Here is a 24,962-nt window from a genome sequence, read left to right on the forward strand (position 1 = left end):
CGTCATGGCGGCAGCGTCTCGCAGGCCAGCCGCAGGGCGAGGACGAGAAAGGCCAGGGTGAAGCTCCAGCGGATCACCGCCATCACGGCCGGGCGCCCGATCACGAAGTCGCGTACCCAGGACGCCAGCAGCCCGTAGCCGATGAACACGACGAAGGTCATCAGCGCGAACACCAGGCCCAGCATCAGGAACAGCGGCCGGGCATCCTCGCTGCCAGCCGCCACGAACTGCGGCAGGAAGGCCAGGAAGAACAGCCCCAGCTTGGGATTGAGCAGGTTCAGCCAGAGCCCTGTGCCCACCAGCTGCGTGCTGCTGCGCGGGCTGCTGGCGGCGTCCAGCGCCAGGGCGCCGTTGCCGCGAAACACCTGCCAGGCGATGAACAGCAGGTAGGCGGTGCCCAGCAGCTTGATGACCTGGAAGCTGGCTGCGCTGGCCTGCAGGATCAGCGCCAGGCCGAAGGTGGCCAGCAGCAACTGCGGCAGCATGCCCAGTGTGCAGCCCAGCGCCGCGAGAGTAGCGGCGCGGGCGCCAAGTCCGAGCCCGACGGCCAGGGTGTAGAGCACGCCGGTGCCGGGCAGCAGAACGACGACGAACGCCGTCAGCAGGAATTCTGCGGTCATTGCCGTGGGTTTCCCGTGTGGAGAAATGAGGTTTGGTGCTGGCGGGGTCAGGTCGCTGGCGGCTGTCTGCGCGATGAGCGCCACTGCCCCGGCGTCAGCCCGAGCTGGCGGGCGAAGGCGCGGGACAGGTGCGACTGGTCGGCGAACCCGGCGAGCAGGGCCGCCTCGGTCAGCGAGTGGCCCTCAGCGATGGCCTTGTGGGCCTGCCGGACGCGGTACTGCAGGAGGTAGGCGTGGGGTGTGGTGCCCAGCTCGCGGCGGAAGCGGCGCAGGGCCGCGTAAGGCGTGAGCCCGGCGATGGCGGCGAGCTCCGCCAGGACGGGAGCATTGCGCGGGTCGTCATGAATCCGTTCGAGCATGCGCGCCACGCTGCGGGACGGCAGGGCCACCCCGGCCGTGTCGATGCGTTTGTCCAGCAGTTCGCCGAACAGCTCGAGCACGCCTTCGCCGGCTTCATCTGCACAAGCACTCGGCAGGCGTTGCAGCAGGCCGGCAACGCGCCGGGCTAGCCGCGGGTCGGCGAGGGCGGGGAGGGTGAACTCGCGGCGGGCCATGTCCTCGCCGGCCAGTTGGGCCAGCAGCGCCGGTTCGATGTAGAGCATCCCCCAGCGACGGGCCTCGCCGCGCAGGGGAATGCCGTCGTGCAGTTCGTTGGGGCTGACGGTGATGGTGTCGCACGGCCCGGCTTCGACCTGTCCACGGCCGCTCCAGGAGCGATGCCCGCCTTCGAGCATCACGCCGATGCCGTACTCGTCATGGGCGTGCCGCGGGAAGCTGCGCTGCGTGAGGATCTCGACGCTGCGCAGGCCGGGCAGGGCGGCGGTGGTGCAGTTCACTCGGTGCAGCATTGGGTCAGGCCTGCGGGGGCGGAAAAGTGATAGGCAGAGTAGTCCCTGGTGCAGCGTTGATCTTGAATGAAATTGACTATTTCGGAAGGGGTGGGCTTTGGGCGCTCGATCGGCCCCTCACCCCAGCCCTCTCCCAGGGGGAGAGGGGGCCGTTCGGTGTAATGCGAAGATTGGCGTTCGCCGGGGCGATGGTGCCGGAAAAACGATGGATCGCACCCTCGCAGCGAGCTGCTCTCCTTTCCGAGGGATAGGGTGTCATTCGGGGTAAGGCGGAGATTGGTGTGAGCCGGGGCGATGGAGCAGGAAAAACATCGAAGTGCCCCTTTGCAGAGGACGGCCCCCTCCCCCCTTGGGAGAGGGTTGGGGTGAGGGGCTCTTGAGGCCCGCGCCAAGACCGCAATCAGAAGAACGGCCGCGAAGCCTTGAACATGAACGCCGAATCGCAATAGGCGTTGTGCCCGGAATAGGCCGTGCAGTCGCCGCCGGTGAGGCTGCTGCCGCTGTAGGAGAAGTTCAGGTCGATGCCGTTCCACGGCCGGCTGAAGTTCACCGACCAGTCGCCGAAGCCGCTGACGCTGCCGCCGCTGCCCAGGCTCACGGGCGAAGCGAGGCTGTAGGCGGAATACTTGAAGGTCACGTCGAAACCCAGGTCCGGCTGCATGCCCAGGTCGGTGAACAGCGTGGCGGTGCTGCGCCCGGCCTGGGCACTGTAGGCCGCGCCGAGGCGGCTGCCGAACACCGAGAGGCCGCCGTACAGTGCCTGGCTGTCGTAGTCGGGCTGCTCCGGACGGCTGTAGCGCAGGGTGCCCACTTCGTAGCCGAGCTTGCCGTCGCCCAGCGGGTGCTTGAAGCCGGCGTAGCTGTCGATCTCCAGCGGCTTTTCCTGCTCGAGGTTCGAGGTCCAGCTGCCGACGTACCAGCCACTGTCGTGGGTGATATCGAGGCCGCCCTGGGCGCTGTTGGCCTGGCCCGGCTGGACCAGCCCCTGGGCCATGCTGCGGGTCGGCGAATTGGCGAACTTCAGCTCGAAGTCGCCCAGCTCGCGCTGCATCACCTGGGCGCCCGCGTACGGCGCTGCGCACAGCACGCAGGCCGCAATGAGAATGGACTTGTACATGCTCCCCCCTTCTTGCCGGGTGCGACCCTTCCAAGGCCTCTTGCGAGCCTTCGCCCTGCGTCGCACGCGTAAAAGGGTAAAGGCATTCGCCGCGCCTGTGTCGACCGGTGGTCCATTAATCGACTTGCCGGGTGAGCGTTCGACCGGTCTGGCGAGGCGGTTTCCCGATGCTTGCCGAGGTTGCCCCTGTCATCACTTGCTGCTAAATCTTCAAGCTCGTGCGCGACCATCGATCGATAAGGAGAATCCCATGGCCATCACTTCCGTTCCCTCTGCCGACGGGCAGGAGCTGACCATCGTGGTCCAGGGACGCTTCGATTTCGGCGCACACCAGGAATTCCGCGACGCCTATGAGCGCGTCGAAGCCACGCCCAAGCGTTACGTGGTGGACCTCAAGGGAGCGACCTACCTGGACAGCTCGGCCCTGGGCATGCTCCTGCTGCTGCGCGACCATGCCGGTGGCGAGAGTGCGCAGATCAGCCTGGCGCACTGCAACCCGGATGTGCGCAAGGTGCTGGCCATCTCCAACTTCGAACAGCTGTTCAGCATCAGCTGAGCCGCACCGGGCTCGCTGCGGCTACGGCCATGGCTGAACTGCTGACTGTCCTCATCGCCGACGACAACGCTGCCGACCGCCTGCTGCTGTCGACCATCGTCAGTCGCCAGGGGCATCGCGTGCTGACCGCCGCCAATGGCCTGGAGGCGCTGGCGCTGTTCGCCCAGGAGCGGCCGCAGCTGGTGCTGATGGATGCGCTGATGCCGGTGATGGACGGCTTCGAGGCGGCGCGGCGGATTCGCCGGCAGGCCGGCGAGGAGCTGGTGCCGATCATCTTCCTCACTTCGCTGAGCGAACCCGAGGCGCTGGTGCAGAGCCTGGAGGCGGGCGGCGACGACTTCCTCTCCAAGCCCTACAACCGCGTCATCCTCGAAGCCAAGATCCGCGCCATGGGCCGCCTGCATCACCTGCAGCGGATGGTGCTGGAGCAGCGCGACCTGATCGCCCGGCACAACGAACACCTGCTCAACGAGCAGCGCGTGGCCAAGGCGGTGTTCGACAAGGTGGCGCATTCGGGTTGCCTCAACGCGGCCAATATCCGCTACCTGCAATCGCCCTTCGCGCTGTTCAACGGCGACATCCTGCTGGCGGCTTTCAAGCCTTCGGGCGGCATGCACGTGCTGCTCGGCGACTTTACTGGCCACGGCCTGCCGGCGGCGATCGGCGCCATGCCGCTGGCCGAGGTGTTCTACGGCATGACCGCCAAGGGTTATCCGATGGCGGACATCCTTCGCGAGATGAACGCCAAGCTCAAGCGCATCCTCCCGGTGGGCGTGTTCTGCTGCGCGGCGGTGCTCAACCTGAGCTTCCAGCGTGGCCTGGTGGAGGTGTGGAACGGCGGCCTGCCCAATGGCTACCTGCACCGCCATGGCGGCGGCGAACTGCTGCCGCTGGTGTCGCGCCACCTGCCGCTGGGCATCCTCGAACCCGCCGCCTTCAGCGACCATTGCGAGGTCTACGCGATGGCGGAGGGCGACCGCGTGTTGCTCTTCTCCGACGGTGTGCTGGAGGCGCGCAACGCCGCCGACGAGGCCTTCGGCGAGGAACGCCTGCGGCAGGTGTTCGCCGAGGGCCATGCGCCGTCACGCCTGTTCGACGGCATCCAGGCGGCGGTCTCGCGCTTCCGTGGCGAAGCTCAGGACGACGTCAGCATGCTGGAGGTCGCCCTGGTCCCCGAGGCCTCGTTGCAGCGGCCACCGCTGGCCTTTTCCGACAATGGCCTGAGCAGCCCGCTGGACTGGTCGGCGAGCTTCGAATTCCGCGCACCGACCCTGCGCCATTTCAATCCGCTGCCGTTCCTGCTGCAGTGGCTGATGGAGGTGCAGGCCCTGCGCCCGCGCGGCGGCGCGCTGTACACCGTGCTCGCCGAGCTGTACTCCAACGCCCTGGAGCACGGCGTGATGGGCCTGGACTCCGCGCTCAAGTGCGACGCTGCCGGCTTCGCCCGCTATTACCAGGAGCGCAGCCGGCGCCTGGAGACGTTGCGCGACGGCTTCGTGCGCTTCCATCTCGACCTCGCTCCCCACGGCGACGGTGGGCGGCTGCTGGTGCGGGTGGAGGACAGCGGCGCGGGGTTCGACGTGGGCGCGGTGCTGGCTTCCCAGCAGGCCGCCGGCAGTCTCTGCGGACGCGGGCTGACGCTGGTGCGGCAACTGGCTGACTGCTGCCAGTGGTCGAGCGATGGCAAGGCGGTGTCCGTGGAGTTCTTCTGGTCGGCTCAGGCATAATCGGGGCCTTCTTGTCGCCCTCTCCAGAATAAGGAGCAGGGTGGCGAGCCGTCCTTCAGGGAGTGCCCCATGTCCGAGCCGCATCTCGATGGCGCCGTGCTGAGCAATTTGCTGTCGATCATGGAAGACGAGTATCCGCTGCTGGTGGAGACCTTCTTCAGCGACTCCGAGGAACGCCTGCGCGCCATCCGCGACGCCTTCGCCAGCTCCGATGCCCCCGCGCTGCGCCATGCCGCGCACAGCTTCAAGGGCAGCTGCGGGAACATGGGCGCCAGCCTGCTGAGCAGCCTGTGCAAGCGCCTGGAGGAGGCCGCGCGGCAGAACGACCTGGCCACCGCCCAGGGCCTGATCGGCAAGGTCGAGCACGAATTCGGCATCGTTCGCACCCTGTTGCTGCCGGGTCGTTCCTAGCTTCTGCGAGTTGGCCCGCGCCTTGCTATCTCCGTGTTGGATATTCACCTCAACGGAGACCTCCGATGGCTGTCGCCCCGGATATTTCACTGACGTCGACGCCTGATCTCAGGCCCAAGGCGGCGCTCTCCAAGTCTGCCCAGAATTCGTCGAACACCAGCAACGACAAGGGTTCCAGCTTCGCCGACGTGTATGCCAGGGAGCAGCGTCCGGCGGCCAGCGAGCGCCCCGACAAGCCCGTGAAAGCGAAGGCCGAGAAGCCCAGGGACAACACCGACAAGGACGCCAAGGCCAGCGATTCGACCACCCCGGCTGCCGCCGACCAGCCAAAGGTTGCCGACGACGGCAAGGCCTTGCCGGCCGACGGTGCGGCCAAGGCCGATGAGCCGGTGGCCGCCGAGCAGCCCGCGCCCGACGCGACCCTCGACCCGCTGCTGATGCTCGGCATGACCGGCCAGTTGCCGGAGCCCGAGGCGCCGCCGCTGGTGGTCAGCAGCGGTACCAGCCAGCTCACCGATGCCAGCAGCGATGGCGATCTGCAGAAGCTCAACGAGATTCCGGGGGTGAACCTGACCCTGGCCGTGGGCGCTGACGACCAGGCGCAGCAGGCACAACAGACCCAGCTCACCGGCCACCTCGCCGCCAAGCCGGGCGACAAGGCGCTGGATGCCAACGGCAAGAACGATCTGTCCGCCGCCCTCGCGGCGCTGACCTCGGATTCGACTGCCAAGGGCACTGAAAGCAAGCTCGCCGAAGGTGCGCTGAAGGACGGCGCCGACCTGACCCAGCAACTGGCGGACGTGCAGACCGACGCCAAGCCGGAAATGCCGCGCAACGAGGCCTTCGCCGCGCGCCTGGAATCCCTCACCCAGGCGCTGAACACGCCCCAGGCCATGACCAACCGCCCGGTCAACCCGCTGCTGCCGGGGCAGGCCGTGTCGGTGCAGCAGAACGGCTGGACCGACCAGGTGGTGGACCGGGTGATGTGGATGTCCTCGCAGAATCTGAAGTCGGCCGAGATCCAGATGGACCCGGCCAACCTCGGCCGCCTGGAAGTGCGCATCCACATGACCGGCGACCAGACCCAGGTCAACTTCGTCAGTGCCAACGCTAACGTCCGCGAAGCTTTGGACAGCCAGCAGCACCGCCTGCGCGAATTGTTCAACCAGCAGGGCATGCAGCTGGACGTCAACGTCTCCGACCAGTCCGCCCGCGGCTGGCAGCAACAGCAGGGCGATGAGCGTGGCGGCTCGCGGCGCCTGGGCGGCAGCGACAGCGGCGATGACGAACCGGTGCTCAGCGGCGTGTCCGAGATCCGCCCGCAGACGGCCGCGCAGGGCAGGGGACTGGTGGATTACTACGCGTGATCCGCTGGGGGCGTCCCGGATAGGTGGCGCAGCCAGGGCTGGGGAGAGGGCATAAGCCCGAGCGCCGATTTCCCCCTGTTCGCGAGCAAGCTCGCTCCTACGAAAAGCCAGCTCGTAGCTTGGCCGGGCTGTAGGAGCGAGGGGGACGCCCAGTTCTTGCTCGCGAACCGCCCCAACCCCCGAGCTTTCCAGCTCAGAGGAAAATTCTTACTCCTCCCCGTGACATCCACCGTCTAGCCTGTAATATCCGCGGCGGCGCCAGTGGACAAGTTCCAAACTGGCACAGCCCTTGCTCGAACCCCCGGTATCAGCGCATCGCGCCGGAAAAGTGACGGATATTTGGCATGGCCAAGAAAGAACAGACGCCCCCGCTTCCCGATGGACAAGCGCCCGCCAAGGGCAAGCTGAAGCTCATCATCATCATCGCCGTGGCCTTCCTGCTGGCGGTGGGTGCCTCGGTGGGCGGCACCTGGTTCTTCCTGCACAAGAGCGCCAAGCCCGACGAGGCCGAGGCCAAGGCCGCCGAACACGCCGAGCCGACGAAGAAGCAGGCGGTCTACGAAATCCTCGCGCCGGCCTTCGTGGTCAACTTCAACCAGAACGGTCGGCAGCGCTATCTTCAGGTCGCCGTGGCCCTGATGGGCCGCGACCAGGGGCAGATGGATGCCCTGCGCGAACAGATGCCGCTGGTGCGCAACCAGTTGGTGATGCTGTTCTCCAGCCAGAATTTCGACAATCTGGTGACGCCGGTCGGCAAGGAGATGCTGCGCCAGCAGGCCACCAGCAGCCTTCAGGAACTGGCGAAGAAGGCGACCGGTCAGTTGACCGTGGAACAAGTGCTTTTCACCAACTTCGTATTGCAGTAGGTACCCGCCATGGCCATGCAGGATCTACTTTCCCAGGACGAGATCGACGCGCTGCTGCACGGCGTCGACGACGGCCTGGTGGAAACCGAGTCCGACGTCGAGCCGGGGGCGATCAAGTCCTACGACCTGACCAGTCAGGACCGCATCGTCCGCGGTCGCATGCCGACCCTGGAGATGATCAACGAGCGGTTCGCCCGCTACACCCGCATCAGCATGTTCAACCTGCTGCGCCGCTCGGCGGATGTCGCCGTGGGCGGTGTGCAGGTGATGAAGTTCGGCGAGTACGTGCACTCGCTGTACGTGCCCACCAGCCTCAACCTGGTGAAGATGAAGCCGCTGCGCGGCACCGCGCTGTTCATCCTCGACGCCAAGCTGGTGTTCAAGCTGGTGGACAACTTCTTCGGTGGCGACGGCCGTCACGCCAAGATCGAGGGCCGCGAGTTCACCCCCACCGAATTGCGGGTGGTGCGCATGGTCATCGAGCAGGCTTTCGTCGATCTCGCCGAGGCCTGGCACGCGGTGATGCCGATCAACTTCGAGTACGTGAACTCCGAGGTGAACCCGGCGATGGCCAACATCGTCAGCCCCAGCGAAGTGGTGGTGGTCTCCACCTTCCACATCGAGCTGGACGGTGGCGGCGGCGACCTGCACATCACCCTGCCATACGCGATGATCGAGCCGATCCGCGAGATGCTCGACGCCGGCTTCCAGTCCGACGTCGACGACCAGGACGAGCGCTGGATCAATGCCCTGCGCGAAGACATCCTCGACGTCAGCGTGCCGGTCGGTGCCACCGTCGTGCGCCGCCAGCTCAAGCTGCGCGACATCCTGCACATGCAGCCGGGCGACGTGATCCCGGTGGAGCTGCCCGAATACATGATCATGCGCGCCAACGGCGTGCCTTCCTTCAAGGTCAAGCTGGGTTCGCACAAGGGCAACCTGGCCTTGCAGATTCTCGATCCCCTCGAGCGCGTGCGCTGAGCGGATCCCACGAGGACCCACCATGTCTGATGAAGAAAACGTGACCCCCGAAGAACAGGCCCTGGCCGACGAGTGGGCTGCGGCCCTCTCCGAATCCGGTGACGCCAACCAGGACGACATCGACGCGATGATGGCCGGCGCTGCGGCGCCGGCCGTGCCCGCCGCACCGCGCGCACCGATGGAAGAGTTCGGCATGGCGCCCAAGACGCCGATGATCGCCGGGCTGGAAGGGCCCAACCTGGATGTGATCCTGGATATTCCGGTGACCATTTCCATGGAGGTCGGGCATACCGACATCAACATCCGCAACCTGCTGCAGCTCAACCAGGGCTCGGTGATCGAGCTCGATCGCCTGGCCGGCGAACCGCTGGACGTGCTGGTCAACGGCACGCTGATCGCCCACGGCGAGGTGGTGGTGGTGAACGAGAAGTTCGGCATCCGCCTCACCGACGTGATCAGCCCCAGCGAACGCATCAAGAAGCTGCGCTGACATGGCCCGCCTGCTCGCGAAACTGGCCCTCCTGCCACTGGCGGGGGCCTCGCTGCTGGCCGTGGCGGAGGACGCCGCCAAGGCGCCGACGTCCAACCCGGCCATCGTCCACGCCAGCTCCTCGCCGAGCCTGATCACCGGCAGCGCCGGCGCGCAGCTGATGCAACTGCTGCTGGGCCTGGTGCTGGTGGTGGGGCTGATCTTCCTGCTCGCCTGGCTGGTGCGCCGGGTGCAGCAGGTGGTGCCGCGCGGCAACCAGGCGATCCGTCTGATCTCCAGCCAGGCCCTCGGCCCGCGCGACCGCCTGGTGCTGGTGCAGGTGGGCGAGGAGCAGGTGCTGCTGGGCCTGACGCCCGGTCGCATCACCCCGCTGCACGTCATGCGCCAGCCGGTGCACGCCGCCGAGTCGGAGCCGGCACAGCCGGAATTCGCCCAGCGCCTGCTGGAATTGCTGAACAAGGACAAGGGCCGCCCGCAGTGACCCGTTCGTCGAATTTCTCCGTCCTCGCCGGTGCGCTCAAGGCCGTGGCGCCCTTGCTCCTGGGCCTGCTGGCGCTGCTCGCGCCGCAGGCCTTCGCCGCCGACCCGACGCAGCTGACGGCGATCACCGTGACCACCAACCCGCAGGGCCAGCAGGAGTATTCGGTCAGCCTGCAGATCCTGCTGATCATGACCGCGCTGAGCTTCATCCCGGCGTTCGTCATGCTGATGACCAGCTTCACCCGGATCATCATCGTGTTCTCCATCCTGCGCCAGGCGCTGGGCCTGCAGAGCACGCCGTCGAACCAGGTGCTGATCGGCCTGGCGATGTTCCTCACGCTGTTCGTCATGGCGCCGGTGTTCGACAAGATCAACACCACCGCGCTGCAGCCCTACCTCAACGAGCAGATTCCGGCGCAGGAAGCGATCAGCCGCGCCGAGGTGCCGCTCAAGGCGTTCATGCTGGCGCAGACGCGGCAGTCGGACCTGGAGCTGTTCGTGCGCCTGTCCAAGCGCACCGACATCGCCAGCGCCGACGCCACGCCCCTGACCATCCTGGTGCCGGCGTTCGTCACCTCGGAGTTGAAGACCGCGTTCCAGATCGGTTTCATGATCTTCATCCCGTTCCTGATCATCGACCTGGTGGTGTCCAGCGTGCTGATGGCGATGGGCATGATGATGCTTTCGCCGCTGATCATTTCACTGCCGTTCAAGATCATGCTGTTCGTGCTGGTGGACGGCTGGGCGCTGATCATCGGCACGCTGGCCGGCAGTTTCGGAACGGTCTAGCGATGCCCATTCCCGTCGTCGGCCTGGCGCAATCCGGTGGCACCGTAGGATGGCGTGGAGCGAAGCGATACCCATCAGATCCCTTGCGGACGCCGCCGATGGGTATCGCAAGCTCCACCCATCCTACGAACGCGCCATCGACCGGCGCTGCCGAGCAAGAGGAGCAATCATGACCCCCGAAGTCGCCGTCGACCTGTTCCGTGAAGCGCTCTGGCTGACCGCCGTGATGGTCGGCATCCTGGTGCTGCCCAGCCTGCTGGTGGGCCTGATCGTGGCGATGTTCCAGGCCGCCACGCAGATCAACGAGCAGACCCTGAGCTTCCTGCCGCGCCTGCTGGTGGTGCTGCTCACCCTGATCGTGCTGGGCCCCTGGCTGCTGCGACAGCTGATGGAGTACACCCAGTCGCTGATCACCAGCATCCCGACGCTGATCGGCTGATGCTCGACCTCACCAACGCGCAGATCGGCGGCTGGATCGGGGCCTTCCTGTTCCCGCTGTTCCGCATCGCCGCGATGCTGATGGTGATGCCGATCTTCGGTACCCAGCTGGTGCCCACCCGCGTGCGCCTGTACCTGGCGGTGGCGATCGCCGTGGCGCTGACGCCCAACCTGCCGCCGATGCCGCAGGTGGACGCGCTGAGCCTCAAGGCGATGGTCTACATCGCCCAGGAAATCCTCGTCGGCGCCATGCTCGGCTTCGTCCTGCAGCTGATGTTCCACGCCTTCGTCATCTCCGGGCAGATCATCTCCATGCAGATGGGCCTGGGCTTCGCCTCCATGGTCGACCCCACCAACGGCATCTCGGTGCCGGTGCTCGGGCAGTTCTTCACCATGCTGGTAACCCTGCTGTTCCTCTCCATGAACGGCCACCTGGTGGTCTTCGAGGTGCTGGCGGAAAGCTTCACCACCCTGCCGGTGGGTGAGGGGCTGTCGAGCAACCACTTCATCACCGTGGCCGGCAAGCTCGGCTGGATCTTCGGCGCCGCGCTGATGCTGGCGCTGCCGGCGATCACCGCGCTGCTGGTGATCAACCTGGCGTTCGGCGCCATGACCCGCGCCGCGCCGCAGCTGAACATCTTCTCGATCGGTTTCCCGCTGACCCTGGTCATGGGTTTCATCATTGTCTGGATTGGCAGTGCCGACATCCTCACCCAGTACCAGTCGCTGGCCGGTGAGGGCCTGCGCCTGCTTCGCGAACTCGTGGGGGCCCGCTGATGGCCGAGAACGACAGTAGCGAAGACAAGACAGAGGAACCTACCGAGAAACGCCGCCGCGAGGCGCGCGAGAAGGGGCAGCTGCCACGGTCCAAGGAGCTGAACACCCTGGCCGTGCTGCTGGCCGGCGCCAGCGCGCTGCTGATGTTCGGCGCGAGCCTGGCCGATGCGCTGATGCGCCTGATGCGCGGCAGCTTCCAGCTCGACCGCGCCACGGTGATGAACAGCGACAGCATGCTCAACCTGCTGGCCGCCGGCGGCAGGATCGGCGCCGATGCAGTCTGGCCGATCCTCGCGGTGGTCCTGGTGGCGGCGCTGGTCGGCCCGGTGGCCCTGGGCGGCTGGCTGTTCTCCGCCGAGGCGCTGGCGCCCAAGTTCAGCCGGATGAACCCCCTGGCGGGAATCAAGCGCATGTTCTCGCTGCGCTCGGTGACCGAGCTGCTCAAGGCCCTGGCCAAGTTCGTACTGGTGCTGATCGTGGCGATCCTGGTGCTCAAGGCCGACCAGGACGACCTCATGGCCATCTCCCGCGAGCCGCTGGAACAGGCCATGGTGCACAGCGCGAGGATCATTGGCTGGAGCGCCTTCTGGCTGGCCTGCAGCATCGCCTTCATCGCCGCCGCGGATGTGCCCTTCCAGCTCTGGGACAACCGCAAGAAGCTGATGATGACCAAGCAGGAGGTCAAGGACGAGTACAAGGACTCCGAGGGCAAGCCCGAGGTCAAGGCCAAGGTGCGCCAGATGCAGCGCGAGATGGCCAACCGGCGGATGATGCAGGCGGTGCCCCAGGCCGACGTGGTGATCACCAACCCGACGCACTTCGCCGTGGCCCTGCAGTACGACGGCGACAAGGGCGGCGCGCCGAAGCTGCTGGCCAAGGGCAACGACTTCATGGCCCTGAAGATTCGCGAGATCGCCCAGGAGCACAAGGTCACCGTGCTCGAATCCCCGGCCCTGGCACGGGCGGTGTACTACTCCACCGAGCTGGACCAGGAAATCCCTGCCGGCCTCTACCTCGCCGTCGCCCAGGTGCTGGCCTACGTCTACCAGCTCAAGCAGTACCGCGCCGGCAAGGGCAAGCGCCCGGGACCGATGCCGGACCTGCCGATTCCGCCGGATCTGCGCCGCGACGAGTAGTTTTCCGCCTGGAGTGTCGCCCGGCGATGTGGCAGCCTGCCCGGTTTCGATGGGTTGGCGGGCTGGGAAGTTGCCGATGAAGATGATGCTATTGCGCCATGCCGCGCTGTGTTGGCTGCTGGCGATCTGCGCCCTGTGTGTGCCGCTGCGTGAAGCTCGCGCTGACATTCCCGAGGGCGCCATCCGGCTGGACTTGTCGGACCGCGTCATTGATCTTACCGATACGCTGGACGCCCCCACGCGCCAGCGACTGGTCAGCAAGCTCGCGGCGCTGGAGCAGCGCCGCGGCGCGCAACTGGTGGTGCTGATGGTGCCCGGCACCGGCAAGGCCAGTATCGAGGACTTCACCTTTCGCCTGTTCAACACCTGGAAGCTTGGCCGCAAAGGGGTGGATGACGGTGTACTGATCGTCGTGGCCAAGAACGACCACCGCATGCGCATCGAGGTCGGCTACGGCCTGGAGGGCGCGATCCCCGACGTGCTGGCCGGGCGCATCATCCGCGAGCGCATGGCGCCGGCCTTCCGTAATGACGACTACGCCGGCGGCATCGAGTCGGCGGTCGATGCACTGATTCTGCTGGTCGACGGCGAGGCGCTGCCGGAGCCCGCCAGCGAACCGTTGCACTTCCCGTTGCAAGCCTGGCTGCTGCTGGCATCCTTCGTGGCCGGCGGAGTGGGCGGGGTACTGCTCGCCGCCCGGCGGATGGGCTGGCGCGGCGCCCTGGCATTCTGTGCGGTGGTGGTCGTGCTGGTGGCCATGTTGTCCGGTGGCAAGGATGCGCTGGGAGTGGTCGCCGTCACGCCGATCTGCCTGCTGGTCGGCGGCGCCACCTTCGGCGCGCTGTGGACGGCTCGTGGGGTGTTCTACAGCGTGCTCGGGCTGATCGCCTACTGCATCCTGCTCGGCTTCCTGACGCCGCGCTTCGGCGGACTGCTGTGGGTCTATGCGCTGGCCGCGCCGCTGGCGACCTTGTTCGTCATCGGCCTCTGGTGGCTGCTGATCTCGATGATGCGTGACGTCTGGCGTGGCCCGCGCAAGCGCCGCAATGGGCGCAAGACCGGCAAAGCGGCGGACGGGCACAAGGCCTTCTACTGGCGCCTGACGGTGTTCATCGGCCTGTACCTGCTGATCGGCCTCTTCGCCGGTGCGCCAGAGGCTCCGCTGAACTGGCTGCTGGTGCTGCCCTTCATGTGCCTGCCGGGGTTGGTGGTGTTCGGCGCGGGGCCGGGCGGTTCCGGTTCGGGATCTGGCAGCGGTTCCTCGGGGGGCTCCTCCGGCGGCAGCTCGGGCGGCGGCGGTTCTTCCGGTGGCGGCGGCTCCAGCGGTGGCGGTGGTGCGTCGGGCAGCTGGTGACGGCATAATTTGCCGATTTCCGGGCCGCCAGGCCTGCAACCTTCAGGGACAGAAGGCATGAACATCTGGATTCGCGGCGCGCTGTATCTGCTGCTCCTGCTCGCTACGGCCGGCGTGCGGGCAGAGGTGCCGAGCGTTGCCGTGCCGCAAGCAGCGGAGACGCTGGTCGCAGTACCTGACAAAGCTGAACCTGCGCCGGCCGCCAGCATTGCGGTGCCGGAGCTGAAGAGCCCGGTCACCGACCTCACCGGCACCCTCGACAGCGGCACGATCATCACGCTGAAGCAGCGGCTGCTGGCGCTGCAGCAGCGCAAGGGCTCGCAGATCGCCATTCTCATGCTGCCCACCACGGGCCAGGACAGCATCGAGCAGTTCGCCACGCGGGTCTTCGAGCAGTGGCGCCTGGGGCGCCAAGGCATCGACGACGGCGTGCTGGTGCTGATCGCCAAGGATGATCGGCGCATGCGCATCGAAGTCGGCTACGGCCTGGAAGGCGCGATTCCCGACGTGGTCGCCAGCCGCATCATCCGGGAAGAAATGGTTCCGGCTTTCCGCGCCGGTGACTTCGCAGGCGGCATCGAGCGCACGGTGGATCGGCTGGAGCAACTGATCGACGGCGAGACCTTCGCCGAGCCCTCCCGCCGTGGTGGCTTAACCCTGGAAGGCTGGCTGCTGCTTAGTGGCCTGGTGATCGGCGGTGTAGCCGGCATCGTCCTGCGCCGTCGCTGGATCAAAATGAAGGTGGTGCTGCCGAGCATGGTGGTCGTGGCGGTGTTGCTGGCCGCCAGTGGTGGCCTGCAGAGCGGGCCGGTGCTGCTCTTTGCGTTGCCCTTCGCCATGCTCATTGGCGCCGGTATCGGTGCGGTGGCGGCCGGCTCGCGGCGCTCGGCGCTGATCGTCGGCGCCATCCTCGCCTACCTCCTGACGCTGGTGGGCTGTGCACAGTATTTCGACGGTGGCGATGTGGCGCTCTACGGTCTCGCCGCGCCGCTGGGCGGCGGCGCAGCACTGATCTTCCTCAGCCTGCCGTTCCTGTTTGCCTATGCCGCCTGGAAGCGCAGCCGCCGCGAGTTCTTCATCCGCCTGGCCGTGACGGGCGGCATCGTCGGCTTCCTGCTCAACATCACCGATGCCATCAACCAGCCCTGGGAGTTTCCCGATTCGTTGATGCTGATCCCGATGTTCTTCGTCCCGGCGATGATTGCCTTCATCGCCGGCACGGGTTCGGGCTCGGGGGGCGGGTCGGGCTCGGATTCCAGCTCGTATTCCAGCTCCAGCAGTGACAGTTCGTCTTCGTCCAGCAGCGACAGCAGCTACTCCGGCGATGGCGGCTCCAGTGGTGGTGGTGGTTCGTCCGACAGCTGGTGACCCGCCGAACGTCAGGGGAACCTAATCGCGGACGCGAGGGGTCGAACCGAAGCAGTAATGAGCGCTGGCGGAGGGATGAAGATGGGTAGGGATCGCTTGAAACTGCTGGCGCTGGCGGCGATGGTCGGCTTCGTCGCGGGCTGCGCGCCGGATGTGCCGGTCACCCGCTACAGCCTGCAGGTCTGCGGCCAGGAGCACAGCTCGCAGGTGCGCGACCGCTGGTGGGGGTCGCTGTACGTGGCGCAACTGATGGGCGACAGCGAACTGGTGGTCGGTGTACCGCTGGCGGTACCGGGGGAGGGCGGCCGGCCGGCGACGCTGACCGCGCAGTTCCACCTGACCACCCTGGAAGACCAGCTACGCCGCGCCCCGGAGCAGCTCAAGGGGCGCTACGCCATCGGCGCGGCGCAGGCGGGCAGGTCCCGCCCAGGCGAGGGCGCCGCCGTGCTGTTCCGCGAGCAGCCCGAGGATGCGCTGCGGGCCAGCGCCGGTGAGCTGGTGATCGACAGCGTAGAGATTGTCCGGCGCGAGGACGACACGGCCTATGGCGTGATGTCCGGGCATTACCGCTTCGAGGCGCGCAGCGATGCCGACCAGTCCACCTGCGCCATCGCCGGGAGCTTCAAGGACGGCACTTTCAAGCTGGTCGGCGACAGCTCCTGAGGCCCGCCCGGGCCTTTTCGTAAAAGTTGGAACGCTTCCTGCAAAACCCTGTGCGGATGCCCCTTCGGGCGTCAAAAGTTTGATCCGCTGGCCATCTCGGCCAGCGAAGCGCAGGGGAATATCGGGTGGATCGTACGCAACTGATCGGCACTGTTCGCAGCAATCTGGCCGGGCTCAGCCGGGGCAACCTGGGTGTGCCGCTGCTGTTGCTGGCCATGCTGGCGATGATGACCCTGCCGATCCCGCCGTTCCTGCTGGACGTGCTGTTCACCTTCAACATCGCCCTGTCCATCGTCGTCCTGCTGGTCAGCGTGTACGCCCTGCGCCCGCTGGACTTCGCCGTATTCCCGACCATCCTGCTGGTCGCCACCCTGCTGCGCCTGGCGCTGAACGTCGCCTCCACCCGCGTCGTGCTGCTCCACGGCCATGACGGCCATGCCGCTGCGGGCAAGGTGATCCAGGCCTTCGGCGAGGTGGTGATCGGCGGCAACTACGTGGTCGGTATCGTGGTCTTCGCGATCCTCATGATCATCAACTTCGTGGTGGTCACCAAGGGTGCCGGGCGTATTTCCGAGGTGAGCGCGCGTTTCACCCTCGACGCCATGCCCGGCAAGCAGATGGCCATCGACGCCGACCTCAACGCCGGCCTGATCGAGCAGGCGGAAGCCAAGAAGCGCCGCGCCGAAGTGGCCCAGGAAGCCGACTTCTACGGCTCCATGGACGGTGCCAGCAAGTTCGTCCGCGGTGACGCCGTCGCCGGCCTGCTGATCCTCTTCATCAACCTCATCGGTGGCGTGGCCATCGGCATGATCCAGCACTCCATGAGCTTCGGCGATGCCGGCAAGGTCTACGCCCTGCTGACCATCGGTGACGGCCTGGTGGCGCAGCTGCCGTCGCTGCTGCTGTCCACCGCTGCGGCGATCATGGTGACCCGTGTCTCCAGCTCCGAGGACATGGGCCAGCAGGTCAACCGGCAGATGTTCGCCTCGCCCAAGGCGCTGGCCATCTCCGCCATCATCCTGATCGCCATGGGCCTGGTCCCGGGCATGCCCCACGTGTCCTTCGTCGGCCTCGGCGGCCTGGCCGCCGGCGGCGCCTGGCTGATCTGGCAGCGCCAGCGCAAGGCCAGCCAGCAGACCGAGCAGGAAACCCAGCGCCAGCAGGAGCTGCTGCCCGCCGAGCGCCCGGAGCAGACCAAGGAGCTGGGCTGGGACGACGTGACCCCGGTGGACATGGTCGGCCTGGAAGTGGGCTATCGGCTGATCCCGCTGGTGGACCGCAACCAGGGTGGCCAACTGCTCGCGCGGATCAAGGGCGTGCGCAAGAAACTGTCCCAGGACCTGGGTTTCCTGATGCCGTCGGTGCACATCCGCGACAACCTTGACCTGCTGCCCAACGCCTATCGTTTGACGCTGATGGGCGTCAGCGTGGCGGAAGCCGAGATCTACCCGGACCGCGACCTGGCGATCAACCCCGGCCAGGTGTTCGGCACCCTCAACGGCATTGCCGGGCGCGATCCCGCCTTCGGCCTGGAAGCGGTGTGGATCGAGGCTTCCCAGCGCGACCAGGCGCAGTCCCTGGGCTATACCGTGGTGGACGCCAGCACCGTGGTCGCCACCCACCTGAACCAGGTGCTGCACAAGCATGCCCACGAACTGCTCGGCCACGAGGAAGTGCAGCAACTGATGCAGCTGCTGGCCAAGACCTCGCCCAAGCTCGCCGAAGAGCTGGTGCCGGGGCTGATTTCCCTGTCGACCCTGCTCAAGGTGCTGCAGGCGCTGCTGCAGGAACAGGTGCCGGTACGCGACATCCGCACCATCGCCGAGGCCATCGCCAACGTGGCGGTGAAGAGTCAAGATCCCGCCGCGATGGTGGCGGCGGTGCGTGTCGCGCTGGCCCGCGCAATCGTGCAAACCATTGTGGGACTAGAGCCGGAGCTGCCTGTGATCACTCTGGAACCCAGGTTGGAACAGATATTGCTCAATAGTCTTCAGAAGGCCGGACAGGGCTCCGAAGACGGCATGTTGCTGGAACCCGGAATGGCCGAGAAGCTGCAGCGCTCGATGGTTGAAGCGGCGCAGCGTCAGGAGATGCTTGGCAAGCCGGCGATTCTGCTGGTGGCAGGTCCGATCCGCGCGATGATGTCGCGATTCGCGCGGATGGCGGTTCCTACCATGAACGTGCTGGCTTACCAGGAAATTCCCGACAACAAGCAAGTCACGATTGTCGCCACTGTTGGGCAGAACTGATTGAGGTCCAAGGCCATGCAGGTAAAACGCTTCTTCGCCGCTGATATGCGTCAGGCCATGAAACTGGTCCGTGACGAGCTGGGCCCGGACGCCTCGATCATCGGCAATCGCCGTGTCGCCGGTGGCGTGGAGCTGACCGCGGCGCTGGATTACCAGGCCCCGGCGGCGGCCAGCAAGCCCAACCCGGCGCTGGAAGCCGAGCTGCGCAAGACCCAGGCGAAGATCGCCCAGGCCAAGGCCGATCTGTCGGCCCCCAGCCGCATGGCCGAAGGCGTACGCAAGGACCGTCAAATGTACGGCAGCGAGGCCCCGCGCCGCAGCGCCGCCGAGACCCTGGCCGAAGCCATGGCCGCGCCGGCTGCCCCGGCCGCCGCCGCAGTGGGCCACCAGGCGCTGGAAGCCATGCGCTTCGAGCTCAATGGCCTGCGCGAACTGATCGAAGTGCAGCTGGGCTCCATTGCCTGGAACCAGCTGCAGAACCAGCGCCCGAAACAGGCCAACCTGTGGCGTCGCCTGCAGCGCATGGGCCTGCCGGCAGACCTGTCGCGCAGCCTGCTGGAGCGCGTCGCCTCCATCGCCGATCCGAAGCAGGCCTGGCGCATGCTGCTGGCGCACCTGGCGCGCTCGATCAACACCCCGGAAGTCGACCTGCTGGAGCAGGGCGGCGTGATCGCCCTGGTCGGCCCCGCCGGCATGGGCAAGACCACCACCCTGGCGAAGATGGCCGCCCGCTACGTACTCAAGTACGGCGCGCAGAGCATCGCCCTGGTGTCCATGGACAGCTTCCGCATCGGCGCCCAGGAACAGATCAAGACCCTGGGCCGCATTCTCAACGTGCCGGTGACCCTGGTCGATCCGGGCCAGTCGCTGGTCCAGGCCATGGCGCCGCTGGCGCGCAAGCGCCTGGTGCTGATCGATACCGCGGGTCTGCCCGCCAACGATCCGGCGCTGCGCATGCAGCTCGAAGCCCTGGCGGCGCCGAGCCTGAACGTGAAGAGCTACCTGGTGCTGGCGGCGACCAGCCAGAGCCAGGTGCTCAAATCGGCCTGGCAGAACTATCGTTCCTGTGGGCTGGCCGGTTGCATCCTGAGCAAGCTGGACGAAGCGGGAAGCCTCGGCGAAGCTCTGGCTCTGGCTATCAGCCAGCATCTCCCGGTAGCCTATCTGGCGGACGGGCCGAAGATCCCGGATGACCTGCATGTGGCACGGGCGCACCAGCTGGTCAGCCGTGCGGTGAGCCTGCAGGCGCCGGAAGAGCCCAGCGAGGACGCCATGGCCGACATGTTCGCCGGCCTTTACCAGCAGCCGGTGCGTCGCGCCAGCTGACGAATGTGTGACGCTCCCCGGATGGGAGCGAGGGGCTGGCCGGTTGCGCCGCCCAAGCGATGCGGATGCTCTGTTAGATGATCCGCGAGCACCGGAAGTGGTGGAGCACCACGGCCGGATTAGCCGAAGCGCCAGAAACGCGACGGTCGAACGACGAGACAAGGTATTGATATGGGCATGCATCCCGTTCAGGTAATCGCAGTCACCGGTGGCAAGGGTGGCGTCGGCAAGACCAACGTGTCGGTGAATCTGTCGCTGGCGCTGGCCGATCTGGGCCGTCGCGTCATGCTGCTGGACGCCGACCTGGGCCTGGCCAACGTCGACGTGCTGCTCGGGCTGTCGCCCAAGCGGACGCTGGCCGACGTGATCGAAGGCGAGTGCGACCTGCGCGACGTGATCCTGCAGGGCCCCGGTGGCGTCCGCATCGTCCCGGCGGCCTCGGGCACCCAGAGCATGGTGCACCTCACGCCGATGCAGCATGCCGGCCTGATCCAGGCCTTCAGCGACATCAGCGACAACATCGACGTGCTGGTGGTGGACACCGCCGCCGGCATCGGCGACTCGGTGGTGAGCTTCGTTCGCGCCGCCCAGGAAGTGCTGCTGGTCGTCTGCGATGAACCCACTTCCATCACCGATGCCTATGCTTTGATCAAGCTGCTCAACCGCGACTACGGCATGACCCGTTTCCGCGTGCTGGCGAACATGGCCCACAGTCCGCAGGAAGGGCGCAACCTGTTCGCCAAGCTGACCAAGGTCACCGACCGCTTCCTCGACGTGGCGCTGCAGTACGTCGGCGCCATCCCCTACGACGAGTCGGTGCGCAAGGCCGTGCAGAAGCAGCGTTCGGTGTATGAGGCGTTCCCGCGCAGCAAGGCTTCCCTGGCTTTCCGTGCGGTGGCGCAGAAGGTCGACAGCTGGCCGCTGCCGGCCAACCCACGCGGGCACCTGGAGTTCTTCGTCGAGCGCCTGGTGCAGCATCCGACCACGGGTTCGGCCGTATGACCGCGGCCTCCGGAGCGCGTATGTACAGCAAGGCACAGGCGCACAACTCCCAGGAACTGCTGATCCAGAAGCACGCCCCGCTGGTGAAGCGGATCGCTTACCACCTGCTCGGCCGCCTGCCGGCCAGCGTGCAGGTGGAAGACCTGATGCAGGCCGGCATGATCGGCCTGCTGGAAGCGGCGAAGAAGTACGACCAGGGCAAGGGCGCCAGCTTCGAGACCTACGCCGGCATCCGCATCCGTGGCGCGATGCTCGACGAGGTGCGCAAGGGCGACTGGGCCCCGCGTTCGGTACACCGCAACACCCGCATGGTCAGTGACGCCATCCGCACCGTCGAGGCGCGCACCGGACGCGACGCTAAAGATCAGGAGGTTGCTGCCGAACTCAATATGAGTCTCGAAGACTATTACGGCATCCTCAGCGACACCCAGGGCAGCCGGTTGTACAGCTTCGACGACATGCTGCAGGACGGTGACCAGGGTGGTGGCTTTGCCGAAGACGCCTCGCACCACGACAACGAGCCTTCCCACGGCCTGGAAGACGAGCGCTTCCAGGCGGCGCTGGCCGACGCCATCACCAAGCTGCCCGAACGCGAGCGCCTGGTGCTGGCGCTGTACTACGACGAGGAGCTCAACCTCAAGGAGATCGGCGAAGTGCTGGGGGTCAGCGAGTCGCGGGTCAGCCAGTTGCACAGCCAGTGCGCCGCGCGCCTGCGCTCGCGACTGGCGGAGTGGCGCGCGCGCTGAGCATCGGGTAGTTTCGCGTCGGTTTCTTCTGAGAGGCAGTGCTGAAGGGAATTTCCTTAAGCGCGTTATAGGCTTACGAATTTTTGGGTGACGTTCCTTTGACGCGCCCGCACCCAGGAGCGTACGGCGCTCAATGAATTGACGGCACGCCCGCCAGGGCGCGTTTGGTATCGATGGAGGCAGGCTTGGACAAGAACATGAAAATTCTCATCGTGGACGACTTTTCCACGATGAGGCGCATCATCAAGAACCTCCTGCGGGACCTGGGGTTCACCAACACCGCAGAGGCCGACGACGGCACTACGGCGCTGCCGATGCTGCACAGTGGCAACTTCGACTTCCTCGTTACCGACTGGAACATGCCCGGCATGACCGGCATCGACCTGCTCCGTGCGGTCCGCGCCGACGAGCGCCTCAAGCACCTGCCGGTGCTGATGGTCACCGCCGAAGCCAAGCGCGACCAGATCATCGAAGCGGCCCAGGCCGGGGTCAACGGCTATGTGGTCAAGCCTTTCACCGCTCAGGTGTTGAAAGAAAAGATCGAGAAGATTATCGAGCGGGTCGGCAGCTGAGGCTGACCAAGAGGGCGTCATGGATTTCAACGAATCCGCGGGTGACTTCGAGTCGACCCTGAAAAAACACGCGCACGAATTGGTCGAGTGCCTCGAGCGTGGCGACGTTCAGACTGCCGTGCAGCTGATCTCCGAGCTCAACCAGGCGCGTGACCGCGGCCTCTACCAGGAGGTCGGCAAGCTCACCCGCGAACTGCACAACGCCATCGTCAACTTCCAGATCGACCCCAACTCCCGGCACGCCGAGGAGATGTCGCAGATCGCCGACGCGACCGACCGCCTGTCCTACGTGGTGACGATGACCGAGAAGGCCGCCAACCGCACCATGGACCTGGTGGAAGAGTGCACCCCGGTGGTCATGCACATCGAGACCCAGGCCAAGGAGCTGCAGGAAGACTGGTCGCGCTTCATGCGCCGCGAGCTGGGCCCGGAGGCCTTCCGCGAGCTGGCCAAGCGTGTCGACCAGTTCCTCTACGTCAGTGCCCAGGACAGCCGCAAGCTCTCCGCCCACCTCAACGACATCCTCCTCGCGCAGGACTTCCAGGACCTCACCGGCCAGGTGATCAAGCGTGTCACCAAGCTGGTGACCGAGGTTGAGTCGAACCTGGTGAAGCTGGTGTGGATGGCCGGTCAGGTCGATCGCTACGCCGGTATCGAGCATGACCACGACGGCATGCGCGATGCGGTGGAAAAAGAAAGATCGTCCAAGGGTGAAGGTCCGCAGATTGCTGCCGATACAAGAAAGGACGTCGTGTCCGGTCAGGACGACGTCGATGACCTGTTGTCCAGCCTTGGTTTTTAAGCGTCGCCTGACGCTGTAGAGGGAGCACCGAATGAGCTTCGACGCCGATGACGAAATCCTCCAGGACTTCCTGGTGGAGGCCGGCGAGATCCTCGAGCTACTGTCCGAGCAACTGGTCGAGCTGGAAAGCCGCCCGGAAGACATGGACCTGCTCAATGCCATCTTCCGTGGGTTCCATACCGTCAAGGGCGGAGCCGGCTTCCTCCAGCTGAACGCGCTGGTGGAGTGCTGCCACATCGCTGAAAACGTCTTCGACATGCTGCGCAAGGGCGAACGCCGCGTGGATGCCGAGCTGATGGACGTGATGCTGCAGGCGCTGGATACCGTCAACGTCATGTTCCAGCAGGTGCGTGACGCCGAGGAACCGACGCCGGCCACTCCCGAACTGCTCGCCGCGCTGTCGCGCCTGGCCGACCCCAACGCTGCGCCGGCCGAGGCTCCGGCGATCGCCGTGGTGGCCGCTGCCGAGCCTGTGCAGGAAGCTGCGCCGGCCGCCTACGGCGACATCACCGATGCCGAGTTCGAGCAACTGATGGATGCCCTGGAGCCCACCCCGGACGCGCCTGCCGCGGCGGCGGGTGGCGGTGGCGACGACATCAGCGACGACGAGTTCGAAGCGCTGCTCGACCAGCTGCACGGCAAGGGCCAGTTCAGCGCGGGCGCCAAGGAACCCGCCAAGCCGGCTCCGGCACCGGCTGCCGAAGCTCCGGCCGGCGGCGACGAGATCAGCGACGACGAATTCGAAGCGCTACTCGACCAGTTGCATGGCAAGGGCCAGTTCACCGGTGCCAAGGAAGAGGCCGCTGTCACCGCAGCCGCGCCGGCAGAAAAGGCCGAGCCTGTCCCGGCTGCCGCGGGCGACGACAACATCACCGACGACGAATTCGAGAAGCTGCTCGACGAGCTGCACGGCAAGGGCCAGTTCACCGGAGCCACCGAAGCGCCGGTCGCGGCCGCCCAGCCTGCGACTCCTGCTCCTTCTCCTGCGCCCAGGCCCGCCGCCGCGCCGGCACCGGCCGCAGTTGCCAAGCCGGCCGCGGCCAAGCCCGCTGCCGCTGCTGCGGAAAAGCCCGCCAGCGAAGCGGAAACCACCGTGCGCGTGGACACCGCCCGCCTGGACGAGATCATGAACATGGTCGGCGAACTGGTGCTGGTGCGTAACCGCCTGGTGCGCCTGGGCCTGAACAGCGGCGACGAGGCGATGGCCAAGGCCGTCAGCAACCTCGACGTGGTCACCGCCGACCTGCAGTCCTCGGTCATGAAGACCCGCATGCAGCCGATCAAGAAGGTCTTCGGCCGCTTCCCGCGGCAGGTCCGCGATCTGGCGCGCAACCTGAAGAAAGAGATCAACCTCGAGCTGATCGGCGAAGAGACCGACCTCGACAAGAACCTCGTCGAGGCCCTGGCCGACCCGCTGGTGCACCTGGTGCGCAACGCGGTCGACCACGGCATCGAAGGCCCCGACGAGCGCGAGGCCGCCGGCAAGTCGCGTTCGGGCAAGGTGGTGCTGTCCGCCGAGCAGGAAGGCGACCACATCCTCCTGTCGATCTCCGACGACGGCAAGGGCATGGACCCCGACGTGCTGCGCGCCAAGGCCGTGGAGAAGGGCCTGCTGGACAAGGACGCGGCCGACCGGCTGTCCGAGTCCGACTGCTACAACCTGATCTTCGCCCCGGGCTTCTCGACCAAGACCGAGATTTCCGACGTCTCCGGCCGCGGTGTCGGCATGGACGTGGTGAAGACCAAGATTTCCCAGCTCAACGGCATCATCAACATCTACTCGACCAAGGGCCAGGGCTCGAAGATCGTCATCAAGGTCCCGCTGACCCTGGCGATCATGCCGACCCTGATGGTGATGCTGGGCAACCAGGCCTTCGCCTTCCCGCTGGTCAACGTCAACGAGATCTTCCATCTCGACCTGTCCAACACCAACGTGGTGGACGGCCAGGAAGTGGTGATCGTCCGCGACAAGGCCCTGCCGCTGTTCTACCTCAAGCGCTGGCTGGTGCCGGGCGCCCAGTGCGACGAGTCCAGCGAGGGCCACGTGGTGATCCTCTCGGTGGGCACCCAGCGCATCGGCTTCGTGGTCGACCAGCTGGTGGGCCAGGAAGAAGTGGTGATCAAGCCGCTGGGCAAGATGCTGCAGGGCACGCCGGGCATGGCCGGGGCGACCATCACCGGGGACGGGCGCATCGCCCTGATCCTCGACGTGCCGAGCATGCTCAAGCGCTACGCCCGTCGTATCTGACCGCCATGGGCGGGCCGTGGGACGACCCC

The 24,962-nt window shown here is 66.4% G+C and carries 25 protein-coding genes; 22 read left to right on the top strand and 3 right to left on the bottom strand.

The window, feature by feature from the left end; all coding sequences use genetic code 11:
• Positions 1-2: 2 nt before the first annotated feature.
• From HNP46_RS25165 to HNP46_RS25175, 3 genes are all read right to left on the bottom strand, one after another.
• Positions 3-620 (bottom strand): LysE family translocator, encoded by a 618-nt coding sequence (locus HNP46_RS25165; protein WP_184594446.1) that lies wholly within the window; start codon positions 618-620, stop codon positions 3-5.
• Between the two features lie 47 nt (positions 621-667).
• Positions 668-1,468, bottom strand: coding sequence for a helix-turn-helix transcriptional regulator (locus HNP46_RS25170; RefSeq protein WP_184594448.1), 801 nt, complete (start codon positions 1,466-1,468; stop codon positions 668-670).
• A 400-nt stretch (positions 1,469-1,868) separates the two neighbouring features.
• Positions 1,869-2,585: a TorF family putative porin gene (locus HNP46_RS25175; RefSeq protein ID WP_184594450.1), complete on the bottom strand. Its 717-nt coding sequence runs from the start codon at positions 2,583-2,585 to the stop codon at positions 1,869-1,871.
• A gap of 250 nt (positions 2,586-2,835) precedes the next feature.
• Between HNP46_RS25175 and HNP46_RS25180 the strand changes: the two genes are divergently transcribed.
• The 22 genes from HNP46_RS25180 (at position 2,836) to HNP46_RS25285 (ending at position 24,933) form a co-directional block, all read left to right on the top strand.
• Positions 2,836-3,141 (top strand): STAS domain-containing protein, encoded by a 306-nt coding sequence (locus HNP46_RS25180; RefSeq protein ID WP_184594452.1) that lies wholly within the window; start codon positions 2,836-2,838, stop codon positions 3,139-3,141.
• A 29-nt stretch (positions 3,142-3,170) separates the two neighbouring features.
• Positions 3,171-4,868 (top strand): ATP-binding SpoIIE family protein phosphatase, encoded by a 1,698-nt coding sequence (locus HNP46_RS25185; protein WP_184594454.1) that lies wholly within the window; start codon positions 3,171-3,173, stop codon positions 4,866-4,868.
• Between the two features lie 69 nt (positions 4,869-4,937).
• Positions 4,938-5,279, top strand: coding sequence for an Hpt domain-containing protein (locus HNP46_RS25190; protein ID WP_184594456.1), 342 nt, complete (start codon positions 4,938-4,940; stop codon positions 5,277-5,279).
• Between the two features lie 65 nt (positions 5,280-5,344).
• Positions 5,345-6,646 (top strand): flagellar hook-length control protein FliK, encoded by a 1,302-nt coding sequence (locus HNP46_RS25195; protein ID WP_184594458.1) that lies wholly within the window; start codon positions 5,345-5,347, stop codon positions 6,644-6,646.
• A 344-nt stretch (positions 6,647-6,990) separates the two neighbouring features.
• Positions 6,991-7,512 (top strand): flagellar basal body-associated protein FliL, encoded by a 522-nt coding sequence (gene fliL, locus HNP46_RS25200; RefSeq protein WP_184594460.1) that lies wholly within the window; start codon positions 6,991-6,993, stop codon positions 7,510-7,512.
• A 9-nt stretch (positions 7,513-7,521) separates the two neighbouring features.
• A complete protein-coding gene (gene fliM, locus HNP46_RS25205) occupies positions 7,522-8,493 on the top strand; it encodes a flagellar motor switch protein FliM (protein WP_184594461.1) in 972 nt (323 codons plus the stop codon).
• 22 nt (positions 8,494-8,515) lie between these two features.
• A complete protein-coding gene (gene fliN / locus HNP46_RS25210) occupies positions 8,516-8,983 on the top strand; it encodes a flagellar motor switch protein FliN (protein WP_138215080.1) in 468 nt (155 codons plus the stop codon).
• Position 8,984: 1 nt separating this feature from the next.
• On the top strand, positions 8,985-9,464 hold the full coding sequence (fliO, locus tag HNP46_RS25215; RefSeq protein WP_184594463.1) for a flagellar biosynthetic protein FliO: 480 nt from the start codon (positions 8,985-8,987) through the stop codon (positions 9,462-9,464).
• Positions 9,461-10,252: a flagellar type III secretion system pore protein FliP gene (gene fliP, locus HNP46_RS25220; protein ID WP_409372465.1), complete on the top strand. Its 792-nt coding sequence runs from the start codon at positions 9,461-9,463 to the stop codon at positions 10,250-10,252. Before fliO ends, fliP begins: the two co-directional genes overlap by 4 nt.
• A gap of 169 nt (positions 10,253-10,421) precedes the next feature.
• Complete coding sequence (fliQ, locus tag HNP46_RS25225) at positions 10,422-10,691, top strand: flagellar biosynthesis protein FliQ (RefSeq protein WP_045212070.1); 270 nt, start codon at positions 10,422-10,424, stop codon at positions 10,689-10,691.
• Positions 10,691-11,467 (top strand): flagellar biosynthetic protein FliR, encoded by a 777-nt coding sequence (fliR, locus tag HNP46_RS25230; protein ID WP_184594465.1) that lies wholly within the window; start codon positions 10,691-10,693, stop codon positions 11,465-11,467. Before fliQ ends, fliR begins: the two co-directional genes overlap by 1 nt.
• The gene (gene flhB / locus HNP46_RS25235; RefSeq protein ID WP_184594467.1) at positions 11,467-12,603 is read left to right on the top strand and encodes a flagellar biosynthesis protein FlhB; all 1,137 of its coding nucleotides are present in this window, start codon (positions 11,467-11,469) and stop codon (positions 12,601-12,603) included. Before fliR ends, flhB begins: the two co-directional genes overlap by 1 nt.
• A gap of 76 nt (positions 12,604-12,679) precedes the next feature.
• Positions 12,680-13,957 (top strand): TPM domain-containing protein, encoded by a 1,278-nt coding sequence (locus tag HNP46_RS25240; protein ID WP_311771840.1) that lies wholly within the window; start codon positions 12,680-12,682, stop codon positions 13,955-13,957.
• A 57-nt stretch (positions 13,958-14,014) separates the two neighbouring features.
• Positions 14,015-15,325: a TPM domain-containing protein gene (locus HNP46_RS25245; protein WP_184594470.1), complete on the top strand. Its 1,311-nt coding sequence runs from the start codon at positions 14,015-14,017 to the stop codon at positions 15,323-15,325.
• Positions 15,326-15,406: 81 nt separating this feature from the next.
• On the top strand, positions 15,407-15,988 hold the full coding sequence (locus tag HNP46_RS25250) for a hypothetical protein (RefSeq protein WP_184594472.1): 582 nt from the start codon (positions 15,407-15,409) through the stop codon (positions 15,986-15,988).
• A gap of 125 nt (positions 15,989-16,113) precedes the next feature.
• Positions 16,114-18,237: a flagellar biosynthesis protein FlhA gene (gene flhA / locus HNP46_RS25255; protein WP_184594474.1), complete on the top strand. Its 2,124-nt coding sequence runs from the start codon at positions 16,114-16,116 to the stop codon at positions 18,235-18,237.
• A 15-nt stretch (positions 18,238-18,252) separates the two neighbouring features.
• Positions 18,253-19,563, top strand: a complete 1,311-nt coding sequence (gene flhF, locus HNP46_RS25260) for a flagellar biosynthesis protein FlhF (RefSeq protein ID WP_184594476.1) — start codon at positions 18,253-18,255, stop codon at positions 19,561-19,563.
• Positions 19,564-19,734: 171 nt separating this feature from the next.
• The gene (gene fleN, locus HNP46_RS25265; protein ID WP_184594478.1) at positions 19,735-20,565 is read left to right on the top strand and encodes a flagellar synthesis regulator FleN; all 831 of its coding nucleotides are present in this window, start codon (positions 19,735-19,737) and stop codon (positions 20,563-20,565) included.
• Positions 20,562-21,311 carry an RNA polymerase sigma factor FliA gene (gene fliA / locus HNP46_RS25270; RefSeq protein WP_184594480.1) on the top strand — a complete coding sequence of 250 codons (750 nt, stop codon included), beginning with the start codon at positions 20,562-20,564 and terminating at the stop codon, positions 21,309-21,311. The genes fleN and fliA overlap by 4 nt, the downstream gene beginning before the upstream one ends.
• A 197-nt stretch (positions 21,312-21,508) precedes the next feature.
• Positions 21,509-21,883, top strand: coding sequence for a chemotaxis response regulator CheY (locus HNP46_RS25275; protein WP_184594482.1), 375 nt, complete (start codon positions 21,509-21,511; stop codon positions 21,881-21,883).
• Positions 21,884-21,902: 19 nt separating this feature from the next.
• Positions 21,903-22,685 (top strand): protein phosphatase CheZ, encoded by a 783-nt coding sequence (locus tag HNP46_RS25280; RefSeq protein WP_184594484.1) that lies wholly within the window; start codon positions 21,903-21,905, stop codon positions 22,683-22,685.
• Between the two features lie 31 nt (positions 22,686-22,716).
• A complete protein-coding gene (locus HNP46_RS25285) occupies positions 22,717-24,933 on the top strand; it encodes a chemotaxis protein CheA (protein WP_184594486.1) in 2,217 nt (738 codons plus the stop codon).
• Positions 24,934-24,962 lie beyond the last annotated feature (29 nt).

The organism is Pseudomonas nitroreducens (genome assembly GCF_014204515.1).
Lineage (GTDB): Bacteria > Pseudomonadota > Gammaproteobacteria > Pseudomonadales > Pseudomonadaceae > Pseudomonas > Pseudomonas nitritireducens_A.

Excerpts from the sequence above, each read along its gene's own strand:
- fliQ (WP_045212070.1), top strand. The coding sequence starts at position 10,422 with ATGACCCCCGAAGTCGCCGTCGACCTGTTCCGTGAAGCGCTCTGGCTG.
- HNP46_RS25180 (WP_184594452.1), top strand. The coding sequence starts at position 2,836 with ATGGCCATCACTTCCGTTCCCTCTGCCGACGGGCAGGAGCTGACCATC.
- HNP46_RS25165 (WP_184594446.1), bottom strand. The coding sequence starts at position 620 with ATGACCGCAGAATTCCTGCTGACGGCGTTCGTCGTCGTTCTGCTGCCC.
- fliO (WP_184594463.1), top strand. The coding sequence starts at position 8,985 with ATGGCCCGCCTGCTCGCGAAACTGGCCCTCCTGCCACTGGCGGGGGCC.
- HNP46_RS25280 (WP_184594484.1), top strand. The coding sequence starts at position 21,903 with ATGGATTTCAACGAATCCGCGGGTGACTTCGAGTCGACCCTGAAAAAA.
- HNP46_RS25185 (WP_184594454.1), top strand. The coding sequence starts at position 3,171 with ATGGCTGAACTGCTGACTGTCCTCATCGCCGACGACAACGCTGCCGAC.
- HNP46_RS25285 (WP_184594486.1), top strand. The coding sequence starts at position 22,717 with ATGAGCTTCGACGCCGATGACGAAATCCTCCAGGACTTCCTGGTGGAG.
- fliN (WP_138215080.1), top strand. The coding sequence starts at position 8,516 with ATGTCTGATGAAGAAAACGTGACCCCCGAAGAACAGGCCCTGGCCGAC.
- HNP46_RS25240 (WP_311771840.1), top strand. The coding sequence starts at position 12,680 with ATGAAGATGATGCTATTGCGCCATGCCGCGCTGTGTTGGCTGCTGGCG.
- fliL (WP_184594460.1), top strand. The coding sequence starts at position 6,991 with ATGGCCAAGAAAGAACAGACGCCCCCGCTTCCCGATGGACAAGCGCCC.
- HNP46_RS25275 (WP_184594482.1), top strand. The coding sequence starts at position 21,509 with ATGAAAATTCTCATCGTGGACGACTTTTCCACGATGAGGCGCATCATC.
- fliM (WP_184594461.1), top strand. The coding sequence starts at position 7,522 with ATGGCCATGCAGGATCTACTTTCCCAGGACGAGATCGACGCGCTGCTG.
- HNP46_RS25250 (WP_184594472.1), top strand. The coding sequence starts at position 15,407 with ATGGGTAGGGATCGCTTGAAACTGCTGGCGCTGGCGGCGATGGTCGGC.
- fliR (WP_184594465.1), top strand. The coding sequence starts at position 10,691 with ATGCTCGACCTCACCAACGCGCAGATCGGCGGCTGGATCGGGGCCTTC.
- flhB (WP_184594467.1), top strand. The coding sequence starts at position 11,467 with ATGGCCGAGAACGACAGTAGCGAAGACAAGACAGAGGAACCTACCGAG.
- HNP46_RS25175 (WP_184594450.1), bottom strand. The coding sequence starts at position 2,585 with ATGTACAAGTCCATTCTCATTGCGGCCTGCGTGCTGTGCGCAGCGCCG.
- HNP46_RS25245 (WP_184594470.1), top strand. The coding sequence starts at position 14,015 with ATGAACATCTGGATTCGCGGCGCGCTGTATCTGCTGCTCCTGCTCGCT.
- HNP46_RS25195 (WP_184594458.1), top strand. The coding sequence starts at position 5,345 with ATGGCTGTCGCCCCGGATATTTCACTGACGTCGACGCCTGATCTCAGG.
- flhF (WP_184594476.1), top strand. The coding sequence starts at position 18,253 with ATGCAGGTAAAACGCTTCTTCGCCGCTGATATGCGTCAGGCCATGAAA.
- HNP46_RS25190 (WP_184594456.1), top strand. The coding sequence starts at position 4,938 with ATGTCCGAGCCGCATCTCGATGGCGCCGTGCTGAGCAATTTGCTGTCG.
- fleN (WP_184594478.1), top strand. The coding sequence starts at position 19,735 with ATGGGCATGCATCCCGTTCAGGTAATCGCAGTCACCGGTGGCAAGGGT.
- HNP46_RS25170 (WP_184594448.1), bottom strand. The coding sequence starts at position 1,468 with ATGCTGCACCGAGTGAACTGCACCACCGCCGCCCTGCCCGGCCTGCGC.
- fliA (WP_184594480.1), top strand. The coding sequence starts at position 20,562 with ATGACCGCGGCCTCCGGAGCGCGTATGTACAGCAAGGCACAGGCGCAC.